Annotated in this window: 13 protein-coding genes, 1 tRNA gene and 1 pseudogene; 9 read left to right on the forward strand and 6 right to left on the reverse strand. The window is 45.5% G+C overall.

Annotation, left to right across the window (positions count from 1 at the left end; genetic code table 11):
* Nucleotides 1-183 precede the first annotated feature (183 nt).
* Nucleotides 184-259 (forward strand) — tRNA-Asn (locus R2103_RS08975).
* A gap of 93 nt (nucleotides 260-352) precedes the next feature.
* Here R2103_RS08975 and R2103_RS08980 read toward each other — a convergent pair.
* Nucleotides 353-697, reverse strand: coding sequence for a hypothetical protein (locus R2103_RS08980; protein WP_317531109.1), 345 nt, complete (start codon nucleotides 695-697; stop codon nucleotides 353-355).
* 333 nt (nucleotides 698-1,030) lie between these two features.
* Between R2103_RS08980 and R2103_RS08985 the strand changes: the two genes are divergently transcribed.
* Complete coding sequence (locus R2103_RS08985; protein ID WP_317531110.1) at nucleotides 1,031-3,241, forward strand: hypothetical protein; 2,211 nt, start codon at nucleotides 1,031-1,033, stop codon at nucleotides 3,239-3,241.
* A gap of 267 nt (nucleotides 3,242-3,508) precedes the next feature.
* On the opposite strand, the gene R2103_RS08990 is transcribed toward R2103_RS08985, so the two are convergent.
* From R2103_RS08990 to R2103_RS09005, 4 genes and pseudogenes are all read right to left on the reverse strand, one after another.
* Entirely contained in the window at nucleotides 3,509-3,877 is a 369-nt protein-coding gene (locus tag R2103_RS08990; protein WP_317531111.1) for a hypothetical protein, read from the reverse strand.
* A gap of 72 nt (nucleotides 3,878-3,949) precedes the next feature.
* A complete protein-coding gene (locus tag R2103_RS08995; protein WP_317530187.1) occupies nucleotides 3,950-5,179 on the reverse strand; it encodes an IS256 family transposase in 1,230 nt (409 codons plus the stop codon).
* A gap of 301 nt (nucleotides 5,180-5,480) precedes the next feature.
* Nucleotides 5,481-6,182 carry a Crp/Fnr family transcriptional regulator gene (locus R2103_RS09000; protein WP_317531112.1) on the reverse strand — a complete coding sequence of 234 codons (702 nt, stop codon included), beginning with the start codon at nucleotides 6,180-6,182 and terminating at the stop codon, nucleotides 5,481-5,483.
* Nucleotides 6,183-6,317: 135 nt separating this feature from the next.
* Nucleotides 6,318-6,695: pseudogene (locus R2103_RS09005) on the reverse strand (recombinase family protein); the annotation flags it as partial.
* A gap of 647 nt (nucleotides 6,696-7,342) precedes the next feature.
* Between R2103_RS09005 and R2103_RS09010 the strand changes: the two are divergent.
* The 5 genes from R2103_RS09010 to R2103_RS09030 all read left to right on the forward strand — a co-directional run bounded on the left by R2103_RS09010 (nucleotide 7,343) and on the right by R2103_RS09030 (nucleotide 12,074).
* Complete coding sequence (locus tag R2103_RS09010) at nucleotides 7,343-7,858, forward strand: hypothetical protein (protein ID WP_317531113.1); 516 nt, start codon at nucleotides 7,343-7,345, stop codon at nucleotides 7,856-7,858.
* 90 nt (nucleotides 7,859-7,948) lie between these two features.
* Nucleotides 7,949-8,446 (forward strand): hypothetical protein, encoded by a 498-nt coding sequence (locus tag R2103_RS09015; RefSeq protein WP_317531114.1) that lies wholly within the window; start codon nucleotides 7,949-7,951, stop codon nucleotides 8,444-8,446.
* Nucleotides 8,447-9,031: 585 nt separating this feature from the next.
* On the forward strand, nucleotides 9,032-10,288 hold the full coding sequence (locus R2103_RS09020) for an MFS transporter (RefSeq protein ID WP_317531115.1): 1,257 nt from the start codon (nucleotides 9,032-9,034) through the stop codon (nucleotides 10,286-10,288).
* A 176-nt stretch (nucleotides 10,289-10,464) separates the two neighbouring features.
* Nucleotides 10,465-11,211, forward strand: coding sequence for a hypothetical protein (locus R2103_RS09025; protein WP_317531116.1), 747 nt, complete (start codon nucleotides 10,465-10,467; stop codon nucleotides 11,209-11,211).
* Between the two features lie 206 nt (nucleotides 11,212-11,417).
* Nucleotides 11,418-12,074, forward strand: coding sequence for a peroxiredoxin (locus R2103_RS09030; protein ID WP_317532077.1), 657 nt, complete (start codon nucleotides 11,418-11,420; stop codon nucleotides 12,072-12,074).
* A gap of 101 nt (nucleotides 12,075-12,175) precedes the next feature.
* Here the strand turns inward: R2103_RS09030 and smbP are convergent, their stop codons facing one another.
* Nucleotides 12,176-12,565, reverse strand: a complete 390-nt coding sequence (gene smbP, locus R2103_RS09035) for a small metal-binding protein SmbP (RefSeq protein ID WP_132427781.1) — start codon at nucleotides 12,563-12,565, stop codon at nucleotides 12,176-12,178.
* Between the two features lie 256 nt (nucleotides 12,566-12,821).
* Between smbP and R2103_RS09040 the strand changes: the two genes are divergently transcribed.
* Together R2103_RS09040 and R2103_RS09045 are read left to right on the forward strand one after the other, a co-directional pair.
* Nucleotides 12,822-14,321: a transglutaminase domain-containing protein gene (locus tag R2103_RS09040; RefSeq protein WP_317531117.1), complete on the forward strand. Its 1,500-nt coding sequence runs from the start codon at nucleotides 12,822-12,824 to the stop codon at nucleotides 14,319-14,321.
* A gap of 181 nt (nucleotides 14,322-14,502) precedes the next feature.
* Nucleotides 14,503-15,369 (forward strand): hypothetical protein, encoded by an 867-nt coding sequence (locus R2103_RS09045; RefSeq protein ID WP_317531118.1) that lies wholly within the window; start codon nucleotides 14,503-14,505, stop codon nucleotides 15,367-15,369.
* Nucleotides 15,370-15,442: the final 73 nt, after the last annotated feature.

The following is a 15,442-nucleotide window of genomic DNA, read 5'->3' on the forward strand; positions in this document are numbered from 1 at the left end:
TCACAGAAAATCGCAAGCGAAACCAGAAGCGATTGAGTCCGCGAATAACGAGAATGCATGCTACTTGTGGTTTTCAATCGATGACAAGCCGAATCTACTAAAACAAAGCAAATTTCCAATACAAGACGCAATCTGATGGTTGACCGGAAGGCTTCAAAACGTTAACATGCGCATCTCATCAATTCCCTGATAGCTCAGTCGGTAGAGCGACGGACTGTTAATCCGCAGGTCCCAGGTTCGAGCCCTGGTCGGGGAGCCAATTCGGTACAAAACTGGGCACTCTTTGAAGCGAGTGCTTTCTTGTTTCTTCCACAGCGTGAGCAAGCGCAGAATAACTGCCAGTTATCTCCGCTTAATTGTCTTTGATACGGATTTCACTCACCAGCAGTTTGAAATATTTCTTACCGAGTCCGCTTTTTCTGTCCGGTAGCTTAGTTCGTAGTGCTTTGGTGAAAGCTTCAAGCTGATTCTGCTTGATTTCGGAGAATTGCTGCTGGCGTCGGTATTCCGCAACCTGAATCAATAACTCCTGCTTTCTCGCATTCAGTTTGTGAGAGCGCTCATGCAATGAAGCATCCAACGGTAAAAATCCTTTCTCAACGACCTCATACAGTCGATCAATGGCAAGCTTTATTACAAATCTATCAAGTACAGCCACATCAACGAGCTGTCTAAGCTTGATAACATCATTTCGCATGAATTTTATTTTCTCTCATGTTATTCAGTTCAGAGAAATCACTTCATTCTGCACAAATTATTTCAAGTAATACTTCAAATCTTAGCCTTATATATCTGATCTAATAAATTTCTGTTTTTTCTTTTTTAAGTATTATCTTAGAGAAAATTAAGGTTTTTGCTTATTCTAATTTTCTCTAACGAAGAATAATCTCTAATTAAGTATGGCTTATAAAAGTTGTATTCCCGTTCAACGGAACTACAGTACATATTTGGCAGAATTATGTATTTTACTTATATAATCAAGTGCTTGCATTGTCATTATCATAGTTTCCCAATTTAATGGAGAACAATCATGGCTAATCAGGAAAAATCTCAATCAAATGATGCAAATGAATTAAATTTGCGAAAAAACTTCAAAGCAATGCTCGCAAATAATCTTAATTATTTTGGAAATTTACCGCAGAGCAATTTCAAAGCAGAAAACAAGAAAATATCCGATATATCCTATGAGCAACTTACTTGCGTCGGTTTTAACCCGGAAACCAACTTTCTGGAAGCCACTATCGCAATTAAGCGTCCTTTCGGTTATGGAGGGGATCTGTGCAGCAAAGGTAGCACTGAATTCGTTCGATTCTTTGTCGATTATGGTTCCGGTTGGGAGGATGCTGGTGTTACAGCTGTTACGGTTCACGATATTCCCACTGGGACAGACTGTTCAGAGCAACCCGAGAAGCCGCTTATCTATGTTGCTAATCTCCGCTTGGAACCCAAAACTAATTGCTGCAACTCTCCTCTATTGCCCAAGGTGCATGCAATACTTTCCTGGCAATGGCAACCGCCAGCCGGTGCCGCCAATGTCAGCTGGACTCCGGTATGGGGTAATTCTCTTGATTGCCAGATTCAGATTAAACCCAGGCCGTGGAACCTGTTCTGCCTTTTCGATCTGATTAGTGCCTCTCTCCCTCAGAAAATCAAGATTCCTCCGCTTTTCGAACAAGTTAAGTATCAACCAATTCCGCAACCGGATCCTGCACCTTTCGGTGTTACCCAATTAGCTAAACTTTACAGTCAGAGAACAACCTCCAACATGGCTTTGAGCGTTCCTGCACACCGGTTCGGCGTAAAAGAGATTCACTCAATCGTTTCTACCGGAGTGTTTAGCCAGGAACTTGTCTCCGCGAAGACTACGGAATGGACATCAGCCGGTTTGGATTTTGCCAGTGCTATTGGAGCGCTGCTGAAGACTAGCTCGGATGTAAACTATGAAGAGATCGAGTGCCTTGGACTCGACGAGGGCGCACCTGAGAGATTAGTCGCTACTTTCCGAATTAAACAGCCACTGGGTTACTCTGGCGATCTATGCCATGCTGGCAGCCAGGAATATGTAGCTTTCTGGGCTGATTTTGATAACACATGTGAGTGGACCTACATGGGAACTGTACAAGTCAATGTGCATGATATCCCATCAGTTCCTAAAATGGGATTGTGTTATTCGGCCATTCTTCCTGTCGATCTGACCAAATTTCGCCAAAGTTGTAAAAAACCCAAGATTGCCAGGATTCGAGCGGTTCTCTCCTGGAATATCCCCCCATCTACGACCGATCCAGACGCCCTAAACTACTACGGGAATCGTATGGACACGCACGTTCAGATCAATCCATCCGAGCCTGGTTCTCCAAAGCAGCCAGAAATCCGGAATATCGGTGGCATACCCGTGGAATTTATCAATACGACTGTCAGCGGTCTAACTTTATCTGGCGTCGGCGCCGCATTCGCACACTACCCTGGTGTGCCAGCCGATGCTCATGATCGCGAGTGCCCCTTTGGCGGTGCTCTCTACATGGATGCACAATTTTACCCTGGCTTTTTCTATCGAGTAAGAGTACGAAAATCCAGTGATCACTCCATTGTCAAGGTTTTGGATGATGGCTTCCAGGTGGAGCGTTGGAATCACCCGCCAACATTCGACACACAAACTGCAGTGGGCGGTTTCTTCAAGTATCTAAATCCAATTGACTACGTGACAAGAACCATCGCCGTGTGGTCCTCCTCCTCCTTGGCGGCGGCAGATAGGGATGATCTCTGGGAGATGCAGCTCGACATCGCCACTGCGCCCAATGATCTAAACATTATCGGCAGCAGCCCATGGTACCGTGTGCAACTCGATAATACTGCACCAGCCTTGCCACCAGCTAACCCTCCAAGCATCGATATTCATATCGCGGCAGGCGGCGATTGCAAGGATTTCAGTCAAGACTCGACTATTACTGGTAATTTTGTTGCAAACGATCTTTATTTCGGATCATGGAGCCTTTCAACTGAACCTAACACGTCCACTACACCTTCGAATCAGCCTCACCCTAACCCATTTTTAGCGAATACGTCACCCGCTCCGGCTCCAGGTGGACAAGGCTGGTCTCTTGATACGCTTAGCCCCATCCAGATGAAGCCCTGCGGGTATGTCATTCGACTGGATGTAGTCGATCGCTCGATTGTGAATAGCATCCCAGGCAGTCACAATTGGAATCACATCGAGGTTGGGTTCTGTTTGCGCGAAAAATAAAAAATATTTCGCCTTCACAGACACAAAATATTGATTGCCGGAAAAATTAAAGCTTATATTTGACCTCTATCTCGGTAGAGGTCAAAACGCAGCAAGACAAGCCAATTTATAAGATGTTGATCGACAATTTCTTCCACAAAAATAAATTATTGAAATTAATCAATTAGCTGCATGATTAATACTAGAAATAACAAGCAAGATAATTTCATAGCCATACATTAATTTTCAATTAGCTTAATTATCAAATGCTGTTACTGCTGCCAATTTTTATTTGATTTTCCCATCGCTTGCTTCAGCTTGATAATCAGTAAGTATGCCAACTAAGATAATAGTAATACCCATCGCAATGTAAAAATTTCTTGCGACTTCTTCGGTTGAAAAATTAAGGAGAAAAGGTATGGCTATTAACAAGGGGCCGACCATCCGCTCGATCCAGCCATGAACGGTAAATGGAATTAGCTTTACTACCCCAAAAGGAAAATCAGAAGCCAGAGTGACAAGCAAATGTACTACAGCAAGACTATAGGCAAGTATGGCTGATAGCTGACCTAATCCTAAAAGTGTAGGGGCAAGTAAAAAAATAAAGACGGTCAAAAAATCAAGATAACCATGTATACGCGGCGAGATCACTTTCATGTAAATGCTCCTGTATTAATTTTTGGTCACTCCAATAGTCAGGGGGTGTCCTAGATTTTGTGTAAACGGTGGTTAATAATGCCGAGGCATTCTTTCGTTAAATTGAATAGTAAACCTGTTTAGTGCCGGTTTCCAATCTCTTAGTGGCATAGACCATTTTTTGGCGATATTGCTGAGAGCCAAATAAAACAATTTGATCACGGCTTCATCGTTGGGAAACGATCCACGGTTTTTGCTGACTTTGCGTAGGCTCATATTGACTGACTCAATCGCATTGGTGGTATAAATGATGCGCCGTATCTCAGGCGGGTAGTCGAAGAATGGAATGATGCGTTGCCAGTTATTGCGCCAAGATCGGGCGATCGGTGGATAAGCATTGTTCCATTTATCTTCAAAGCCGGCTAACGCGTGCTCAGCCTCATCAATCGTGGCGGCGCTATAGACCAAACGTAAATCAGCAGCTACTTCCTTGCGTTTATTCCAGCTGACGTAGTTGAGACTATTACGAACCATGTGCACGATACAGAGTTGTACAATGGCATGTGGATAGATGGTTTCAATCGCTTCGGGAAAGCCCTTTAAGCCATCGACACAGGCGATAAAGATATCTTGCACGCCACGATTTTTGAGTTCAGTGACAACGCTGAGCCAGAACTTGGCACCCTCGGTCTGAGCAATCCATAAGCCCAGTATTTCTTTATGGCCCTCCATGTTAATGCCGATCGCCAGGTAAATCGCTTTGGTACGAACGCTACCAGCGTCACGAACTTTGGTATGGATACAATCGAGATAGATCACAGGATACACCGCATCGAGAGGCCGGGATTGCCACTGCTTCACTTCATCCATTACGCCATCAGTGACCGTAGAAATGAGCGTAGGCGATACTTCGGCGCCATACATTTCAGTGAGGTGCTGTTGGATTTCACGCACTGTCATGCCACGGGCATACAGCGAGAGGATCTTGTCATCAAAGCCCGCCCAGCGGGTCTGATGCTTGGAAATGATCAGAGGCTCGAAGCTGCCCTCACGGTCACGGGGGATCTCGATGGGTAACTCACCGAATTCACCTTTCAGGGTCTTACGGCTTTTACCATTTCTGGTATTGCCAGTGGCATTGACTACCGTTTCGTGCTTATCGTGACCAAGATGATCGGCCATTTCTGCTTGCAAGGCACGTTCAACCAACGCTTTGGTGAGTTGCTTGAGAAGACCATGCTCACCGATTAAATCTTCTGGCTTTTTGTAATCGGCCAGCAGGCTATCAATTAAGCCGGCCGGCAGGGGTTTGGGTGTGGTCATTTTTACTCCAAATATATATAAGCAGTTTCCTGCAATATGACCATTTACACAAAATTATTTACACCCCCAATAGTCACCATGACCCATAAATTAATACAGCGCTATCATCGATGTCTGTTATCTACACAACAAATCTACAAATTCCTTACTAGGTTGTTAGGGAAGCGCTGATTAATTGACTGCACGAGCGAATTGCTTCGTTGCGCGGTACTCACTCCCTCGCCTATCAGATTGATATGTCTCGGTTGTTGCGTCCCGTGCGCCTCCCTTCATCACGTTCGTTGAATTAATTAGCGCTTCCTTAGGGGCGCAGGAATCTGCAAGAATCGACAAGAGCAGCGTCATTAATACAAATCTGATCGCGCGTATAATCAAGCATTCCACGATTTCTGAAATCATTCAAAACCGTGCTCACAACTGAGCGGCTTGCCCCCACCAAATCCGCCACTTCCTGCTGAGTCAAATGGATTTCCAAGGTATATCCATGCGTACATCGTATTCCAAACATCCTAGCCAATTCTAATAGTGTAGTTACAACGCGTACTTCAACTGGCTGAGTCAAAATAGTTCTTAACTTGCGCTCTACTCTCTGTCTCCGAGCATACATATCTTCAATGACATACCAAGCCAACTCTGTTTGATGAGACATCATTGCTTTAAAATCGCTATAGGCTATTCGATAGAAATTAACATTATCCAATGCTTGCGCACTCTCATCTATTTCCTGACTGGCAGAATTATTTTGAAAGCAACCAGTGACATCCCCTCTCTTAAGCAGATCAATAGTAATTTCACTCCCTTGCTCTGTTAAATGAGAAAGCTTAACAATACCGCTTTTTATCCAAAATAAATTGCAACAACGATCACCTTGGTGGTAAAGAAAAGCTTTTTTAGAAACATTCATTTCCTGAATGGAAGGATAAACTTTCTGCAATTGATTCAAATCATATTCAAAGAATTCGTTAATCAAACTGGATTTAGCATCGCGTACTATGGATTGCATTTTCAATTCCACTGAAATTTAACTGTATTTAATTATGCAATAGTTTAGCTGCTTAACGAACTTAGAAATCGGCACAAATAAGACGTGACAAACCTGACGAGTATTGGCGAGTATATTATTAATAAAAACAGTTGATTAAAACACTCTCCAATCCGCGGACCCCAGGTTCGAACCCTGGTCGCTAAGCCAATTAGGTACAAAACTGGGCACTCTTTCAAGAGAGTGCTTTTTTGTTTCTTCCACAGCGTGAGCAAGCACAGAATATAAGCCAAACTCCAACGAATCACGAAAGAAACGTGACAGACTATGCACGACCACCACATCGTAGGGGCTGGGTTTCAGTGTAGCCTCAGTAATCATTTGCTGAAACACCGAACGCTTATCATCGGTTGCGGATGCGCCCGGCTCGACGTATTCCATGATTACAGTGTAACCGCTGGTCTTGCACCAATCGCGCATTTGCCGCAATTGGTCGGGAATAGATAAATCCTTTTCCGCTTGCTTGACCGTGGAAACGCGAGCATAAAAGCGCTATCCGCATTTTTCTTATTTCTTGTTTGGGATTGATGTGCCATGTTATATCGAACGCTGCGAGCGCGTATAACCCCACAGGTACCCCCGCTCTCAGGCGTATGGTGCGCCGCGGCGGTACCCCCAATGGATTTATGCGCTTGCCGAGTCCCATGGCACCCAGCAGCGCTGCCTTACCTGCGCACCCGGCTAACGCCCGGTTGCTCGCACAGGCGGCTTTTAGGATATTTAATTGATTGTCGAGAAGGCAAAGAACCTTTATAGTTGTTCTTTAGTTTTCAATGGTATGTATTTGTAGCCCCCCGTGTTACTTAAACGGGGGGATATTGATACTATTGATCCGGCGTCTTGAAGTTTAAAGTATTCACGTGGCGTACTTGAGCGCATGGATCCTGGAACAGGATCAGTTGTTTATTCTTCATTCCGCCGGATCAATAAAATTACTCACTCCTTGTTTGGAGTAGCAATGGACTAAAACCATTTCACAGGGCAATTACCATTTTATCCAACTTGTTTTAATAGGATACAATGCACGCCTCTCAAAGTACTGATTGAGATCGAATGCAATTGACTAGAAGAAATTATGGAAGATTCCGGTACCGATTCTTGATATGCCCACTGGATTACAAATGATTAATAAGTTATTTATTATTTTAGTATTTTTGATATCTTCTGGGTGTGCATCTGTTTACAAAGCCCCTAACGATAAGCCAATTGCTTTTCTTGAGCTCGACAGTAACTTTCTCCCTGTTAATAGCATTTCACATTTTGCAGATGAGCAGTGTGCAAAAAGTCAAAATGGTATTAGATTAATGTTGGGAAGATTAGAAGAGAAATTTGATAAATATGTAGATTCACATGGAATTACAAAACCGATAGAAGCAAATCAGCGATTCTTATTGTCTTTTCATGTGCGTAATGATTATGGCACGTTACCTGGGTACAACTGCACCGCTAACGGCAGTTTTTATCCACGGCCTGGTGTAACATACAGAACCACATTTCGCTTATACCAACCACCCTCCATATTTGATAGAGAAGAATGCTATCTGGGTATTCTTAGAAAAGTAATAAATGGGAATACAGTAAGCTATGTACCGGAAGAATCATATCAAGATTCAAAAAGCAAATGCTACGACGACTAAAGCTAAGGATTAACTCCTTTGCGTTCATCGGTTTTGCAATAAAAATTTTTCTCATCAGCTTAGCAATATATTAGATTTCCCAGAAAAACAATGAACAAATTCGGTATTGCCTTCATACTCTTATTGTGTAGTGGATGTGCTTACTATAAAACTCCCACAACCGGCCCCACCGCTTTACTTGAACTTCGTAGCAATGCCTCTACAACTATTGTTCGGTATTTTCTAGATGATCAATGTACAGTGGATCCAGATAATCCTATTGGTCGACTAGCTCTGCTATATGGTGATACTCTGATTCGTTCAGCGAAAAATAATATGACCAGGCGCGTAGTAGCAGAACGGGATTTTGTTATAACATTCTTATCGAAAAGTCCTAGTGGAGCCTATACAGATCAATTATGTGATGTTTCGAGTAGTTTTTATCCAAAAGATGGGGCAACGTACAGTATAAAGTTAGATGCTTCATACAATAATTGTCGGCTCGAGATTCTTCGACAGGTGATTGCTGGAGGAAAAATAAGTTACCAGCCTGAAGAATCACAACGTAATCTTGAAAGAGTTTGCCGTTATTCTAGAAAAAATGACTAGCCTGGAATAGTAACTAGAAAACAAGCTAAGCCTACAAACAACATGATTACGTTGTATGTGTGCCAAAATATCAAACAAGAACCCTACAAATCCAGTTACCAGATTTATCCGGTCTGGTGAGCCAAAAAAATCATGAAGTCTCAATGGCTACTTAAAAGATATTCAATCTTCGTAGCTATAAATTGATTGCATTGAAAATCTACGCAATCCCGAGTTACATAGTGGCCGGGCCATTCGGATAGTACTTTCAAGCCGTTACTCGTATTTACCAATTTCAGATTGTTCTGTTTAATGCACAAAACTGCTTAAGCTTTTATTTTTTCAATTCATCTTTGATCTGATTCCAAGCGCTTCACAGCGCTTCATCATTGCGCGAAGCCTTTTTCTGTCAGCATTCCGATTCCGAAGAGAAGAAAATATCTGCGAATCGACACCATTACTTCAAATCAAACGTAATTTCATGAATTCCTGATCGTAAAATCATTGGTTTGACAAACGGTCAGTTCTTTATTATCGTCCCCCTCGGTAAAAAAGTGGGCATCGCTCTTTGACGTAATAGCCCGGAAAATTCTAAGGAAACCGATAATGACCAGCCCCTATCGCCAGCATCGCCGAATACTAGTCGCAAGTCTGGTGGGAACGGCGGTGGAGTTTTACGATTTCTACATTTACGCGACAGCGGCGGCGTTGGTGTTCGGGCCATTATTTTTTCCAGCCAGCTCTGCATCCGCGCAGTTGATGCTGTCATTTCTAAGTTTTGGTCTCGCGTTCATCGCACGCCCTTTCGGGGCGATTTTATTCGGCCATTTCGGTGATCGGATCGGGCGGAAATCCACGCTGGTTGCATCATTGCTGCTGATGGGGGTGTCGACCTTGCTGATTGCGTTCCTGCCAACCTATGCGATGGTTGGATGGGTTGCGCCTCTACTGTTGTGTATTCTGCGCTTCGGGCAGGGACTTGGTCTTGGCGGAGAATGGGGCGGCGCGGCACTGCTGGCGGTTGAAAATGCCCCCGAGGGATGGCGGGCGCGGTTCGGCATGATTCCGCAACTGGGCGCACCGATCGGATTCATTGCCGCCAATGGACTGTTCCTGCTGATCGGCATGGCGTTGAGCGAAGCAGAATTTGCTGCGTGGGGATGGCGTATACCGTTTCTGGCCAGTGCAATCTTAGTCGGCCTCGGTCTGTGGGTGCGCTTAAAGATCAACGAAACGCCTGAATTCGCGCAAGCGCTGGCAAAGGATCCGCCGATTCCGGTTCCCATCGGCGAACTGATTCGCAATCATGCGCTGATCACCTTCGCCGGAACTTTCGCAGTAGTCGCTTGTTTTGCGATTTTTTACCTTTCGACCGCTTTTGCGCTCGCGCACGGAACGGTTGCTTTGGGATACAGCCGTGAGGTTTTCCTGACTACCCAGCTTTCTGCCATTCTGTTCCTTGCGCTCGGTATCATCGTCTCGGGTATATGGTCCGATGCAACCAGCGCGGCGCGGGTATTGACTTGGGGATGCGCGGCAACCATCGGCATGGGATTAGTATTTGGACCGCTTCTAGGTTCAGGATCGTTATGGCTGGTATGGACAGCGCTGTCGCTCGCGCTATTCGTCATGGGCTTTGTCTACGGTCCCCTCGGCGCGTGGCTGCCATCGCTGTTTCCGCCACGGGTGCGCTATACAGGCGCTTCATTGGCATTCAATGCGGGCGGCATCCTGGGCGGGGCCGTCGCTCCAATCGCCGCACAGGCGCTCAGTGACTTTGGCGGTACGTCACTGGTCGGTCTTTACTTGACCATTGCCGGGGTGTTCAGTTTGATCGGGTTAACGCTGGCTCGACGGTTTTAACAATCTTATCGTTTGCGCAAGCAAGCGGTTTTGTTCAATTCTTGCAGACGGGATACAATCCCGGCATGCAGATGCTTTAACGATAAACAGAAATCCCGCTCAGGCTAATCAGTGTTAATTTCCGGCCATACCGAAAGAAATCTCGCTTAGCGCATGTTAAGTCTTCGCACTATAAAATGAATATCCCCGCCGAATATTGGCTACATCACGCCATCTTTTATGCAATGCTGTTTTTTACCCATTATGTGTGTGGATTACTTGTCATTCATCGAAATTTTAAAGTCAATTACACAAGAAAAATCAATCATTTTGCTTTTTTCTTCCTGCCGGCTTTGCTGTCGTTAGTGATCGAATACCCCTATAGCGCAGCGACATTTTTCATCGATTTAGTCTGTGCCATTATTTTTCTGACATTTTTTATAGCGCCCGTGCGTAATAGGATCGGGGTGTTGTCCGTGATGTTCCGCTCGTTTGACCGGCCGGAAGACAGGCCATTAACGCTGACTTGGCTTTATACCCAGTTTATCGCCAGCTATCTGGTACTCATTCCCTTACTGGCCTACTTTGAGAGTCATGCGCTGCTACCGGTCATCATGATCATCATTATTGCCAATGGCGTCGGCGACGGGCTTGCCGAACCGGTGGGGATAAAATTCGGAAAAAGAAAATATACGACTTACGCGCTGTTTACCCAGGAAAAATACGTTCGTAGTTATGCCGGTAGCGCATGCGTATTCATCACAACTTTTATCGCCATTTTAGCTTTCCACTCCTATTTCAGCACAATCCAATTCATCGCCGCTGTGCTCACGGTGCCGGTTCTGATTACCCTGGCTGAAGCCTTCTCTCCGCATACCTGGGATAGCCCGCTCATTTATGCGGTTGGCGGTGCGTCACTGATCGGTATTTTGCATTTTTTGTAACAATTGTTAGCCGTGTATTGGCGGTAACTGCATCGATAAATTATGATCCATGCCAAACAATTTCAAATATACTGTGATTCAGCTTCATGACGAGGACGATCCGGGATACTTTTTTACGCACCTCCCCGATCAGCCCGCGCAACCTGTTAAGTATTGAACTATCATCGATTCATACGTTTAATCAACTTAAAACCAAGGAGTTATCCATGTCATTGCGCATTAATGATCAAGCACCCAATTTTCAGGTAGAAACCACGCACGGAAAAATCGATTTCCACGAATGGATTGGAGACAAATGGGCGGTACTCTTCTCGCACCCTAAGGATTTCACCCCCGTGTGCACAACGGAATTGGGTTATATGGCCAGTATTCAATCCGAGTTTGATAAACGGAATACCAAAATCATCGGACTGAGCATCGATCCGCTGACTGATCATGAAAAATGGCTGAAAGACGTTGAAGACGTCGGCGGGTCGGCGGTTCGCTATCCAGTGATCGCGGATACCAACCTGCACGTCGCCAAACTGTACAATATGTTTCCCGCGGATGAAACGGGTTCGGCGGAAGGGCGGACCGCGTTGACGAATGCAACCGTGCGTTCGATCTTTATCATCGGCCCCGATAAAAACATCAAACTGATGATGACCTACCCCATGACGACCGGCCGTAATTTCAATGAGATCTTACGGGTGCTCGATTCCATGCAGCTAACCGCGAAACACAAGGTGGCAACACCGGTGAACTGGCAGCAAGGCGACGATGTCATTATCGTGCCTTCGGTCAGTAACGAAGAAGCGCAGAAGATTTATCCCGAAGGCTGGAAAACACTGAAACCCTACCTGCGTAAAGTAAAACAGCCCTGATTCGTTGATCACCTTCTCGCTATCCTATTGAACAACATCGAACTTATTCCAACAGAATCAATTCGATGTGTTATCAGGATAGCGTGATCAATACAATGTACTTACTGGGTGGCAAATTGATGCATCTGTTCCAGCGCATCGGTAATATGTTCACCGGCGATATCGGTATGTCCCTGTTTGGCGTGGCTGATCGCTTCGACCAAATGCCGGATGGATTCAGTGATGGGTCTCCTTCCCTTGTCGTTTCCGCCAGCAATCGCTTCCGCTTCAGCTTTCTTGGCATACTCCAGGCTCTTCTCCGCATGTTCAATAATATGCTCGGCATGCGCTTTATGCGTTCTCGCTTTTTCCGCATGTTTGATGGCCTGGATCATCGAATCAACCCCTTCTCCTCCGGATTCAGTCTTGTTTGCATAGCCTGAGGCATTGATTCCATTACTGAATAAAAGTACCCCAATAGCCAGTGCTAAGATCGATAAAATATTTTTCATGATATAAGTACCTCACGGATTGTTGATCAAGGTAAAACATACACTACCACTTCTTGCCGGTTAAATACGTTTTTCACCGGAATAAACACCGCTTTCGATATGTTCCGGAATAGCGAATGTGATTAAAATGAATCGGTTAGCGGTTAATTTCCGAATTCGCGATTGTATGAATGCGACAGATCTGTCATGCTAAAAATAATAAGAGTGCCAAGTCAGGTATCCGTTCAGACCACCTACTCGTGAAGGAGAATAAAACATGTGTTTCACATTTTCAAAGATCTCACGGTCACACAACTGGAATTGGGACGGAGAGCGGATCGTTCATGAATCCATCGTTCCTTCATCGCGCCCCCCGGTAGGACACAGCAAAGGCAATTACGATATCGATGTGCGGGAATTCTTGGTGAGCGAGCGCAATGTGGTGATGCGCCGCACCTTGGAAAATGAGATTAGAAAATTCATTGCCAAACTACCGCACGCCAGCTGGGAATTTTTTCGTTCCAGAGATCCGGGATCGTTCGACTTCCGGGCAAATATCATTGCCGAATTCGTGGCCAAGGAAATCGAATACACACCGACAAACGGTCTTGATCCGTGGCAGTTTCCAGAAGAAACGCTTGCGCTTAAATCGGGTGATTGCGAAGATCGCGCGCTCCTGATCGCGTCATTGTTGCTGGCCAGCGGCATCAGTTCGTTCAATGTCAGAGTGGCTCTGGGAAAATTCAGAACATGGACAAAAGGAAAACAGCATGACTTCGATCATGTCTGGGTCATGTACAAGGATGAAGCCGGTCACTGGCAAGTCATCGAACCCGCTCATGCGAAAAAAATACAAAAACAGACTGAAGTCAAAAAAGATCTGCCGGAGAAAGCCGAGTATGTGCCTTTCTATCTGTTCAACGACGTGCACTTATGGCAAACACAGCAACCCTCCGTGTATAAAAAGAAAATATCGGAAGATTTAAAACGCGATTGGTCGAGCCTTCATCCGGAATTCGCCGGGTGGGTTCATAAAAGCTTACTGAACAAAGCGCTCTCAGCCGATATTTGCCCGCCTTGGGTTTTAAATTCGCTCAACCGGCATTTCACCAGTGTTTTATGGCAGAAAAGCCTAACCGTTGATGACGTCGACTTGCCCGGATCTTACGATCCAAGGGATCACTTTGATAACGGCTACATCACCGATGGCTGGGATTTAGTCAAAGTCCGGCTGGCGCAATTTGAAAAAGAGAGCCTGAAAAACCTCAATGCATTTCATCTCGCCGCACATGCGATAGCCGATTTTTACGCGCATACCAGTTATGGCCATTTCGGATCGGTGAGCAAGGGCAGCTTGCAGTTATTCGACCCCGATCATCCGGACGCCAACCTAGCGCAGAAACCCGATTACGGCTCAGGATCATCCTTCGATTTTGAGAAATTTTCCCGGAACACCAATCTCAACAAAGGATCAGCGGCCGATGCGGCCCAATATTGGCAAGGGCAAATCATTTCCGGCCGCTATGCGCAAAAAGGCGATACTCACGGTCCCGCGGAAGCACTTACGTTCATTCCGCCCGATCTCGTGAAAAAGAAAGATTTTCCTGGCCGCGGATTACTGCCGCATCACAATGAGATCGCGGTCGATGAAAACGACCGCGACAAAGCACACATCTTATACACGAACAAGAAAATGTACTTGGAACAATACCAGTTACGTTACGATGCTGCGGTAAGACATATCCGGGATGCTTTCGTGAAACATTGGAAGCCGTAGGAAAACTCAGAACAGGTTACCAATGACCGGGCACAAACTATTTTACGTGCCCGGATCTCCAGCGCGAAATCATCAATGATTACAAATACTAAAACATTGCGGAAACGCCTACAGAGCCAATCCCCACGAAGAATATGATATTCTTCGTGGGGATTATTTTAATAAAAAAGGAGATTACTCGATGAAAAATACCTCGAAAAAATTTGTAATGGGCGCTTATGCCATCATTCTGTCCGGTAACTTCCACCTTGCTTTTGCCGAGATAAGCAACGACACCGAAATCTTATTGAATTGGGCCGAAAATACCTATCCCGCGTATTTTCCCAATCATCAAGCGACGCAAAGCATTGAACCCTGGCTGTTCCGCTTTTATCCGGATACCGGTATTTATGCAGGCGTGAACAAAAGCGACAATAAGGTTTACGTCATGGGTGGGCCTTGGGGCGATAATCCAACCATCGTTTCGCCATTAGCGGATTTAATCGCCCAGATCAACAATTCCGGCGGCAACGGCAGTATTCCGGCGTGTAACACCGCCAACGCGCCGACCGGATTAACCTATACGCAAAGCGGCAATGTCGTCAACGTAACCACCAACGGCCAGTGCATTCCGATACCGGACAGTAATAGCTTTTGCCAGACACCGCAACAGACCGCCGCATCCGGAATATCGATGCTGTCATCGACCAACGTGACTTTCTCTAAGATCAACGGCATCAACATTTCGATTCCCGGCATTCCCAATCCGTTTGAATCCTTCGCCAGCAGCTTCGCCAGTGGCAAACATTGCACCGTCAACGCTCCCGCCGAAGCAACCAATCTGATTATCAATTCCGACACTTGCTTCGACATCACCAATTCATTCGGCAGCTTGCCCACGGGCATACCAGGCGTCACCGTCACCCCGCCGGTGACCTTGGCGCTTAAAGACACCGTCACCAACCAAACCGTCGCCGATTGCTTCACAACCGATGCCGAATCGATCTTCGATGCGTTCACCAATGAATTTTGGATCAAGCAAGACGGCCGTTTCGTCAAAATTAATTGATTTGAAAAAAATTTAACCAATATCCGGATCGCTCGATAAGCTCGCGATCCGGCACAAACCACACCCATTAATT

The organism is Nitrosomonas sp. Is24 (assembly GCF_033063335.1).
Lineage (GTDB): Bacteria > Pseudomonadota > Gammaproteobacteria > Burkholderiales > Nitrosomonadaceae > Nitrosomonas.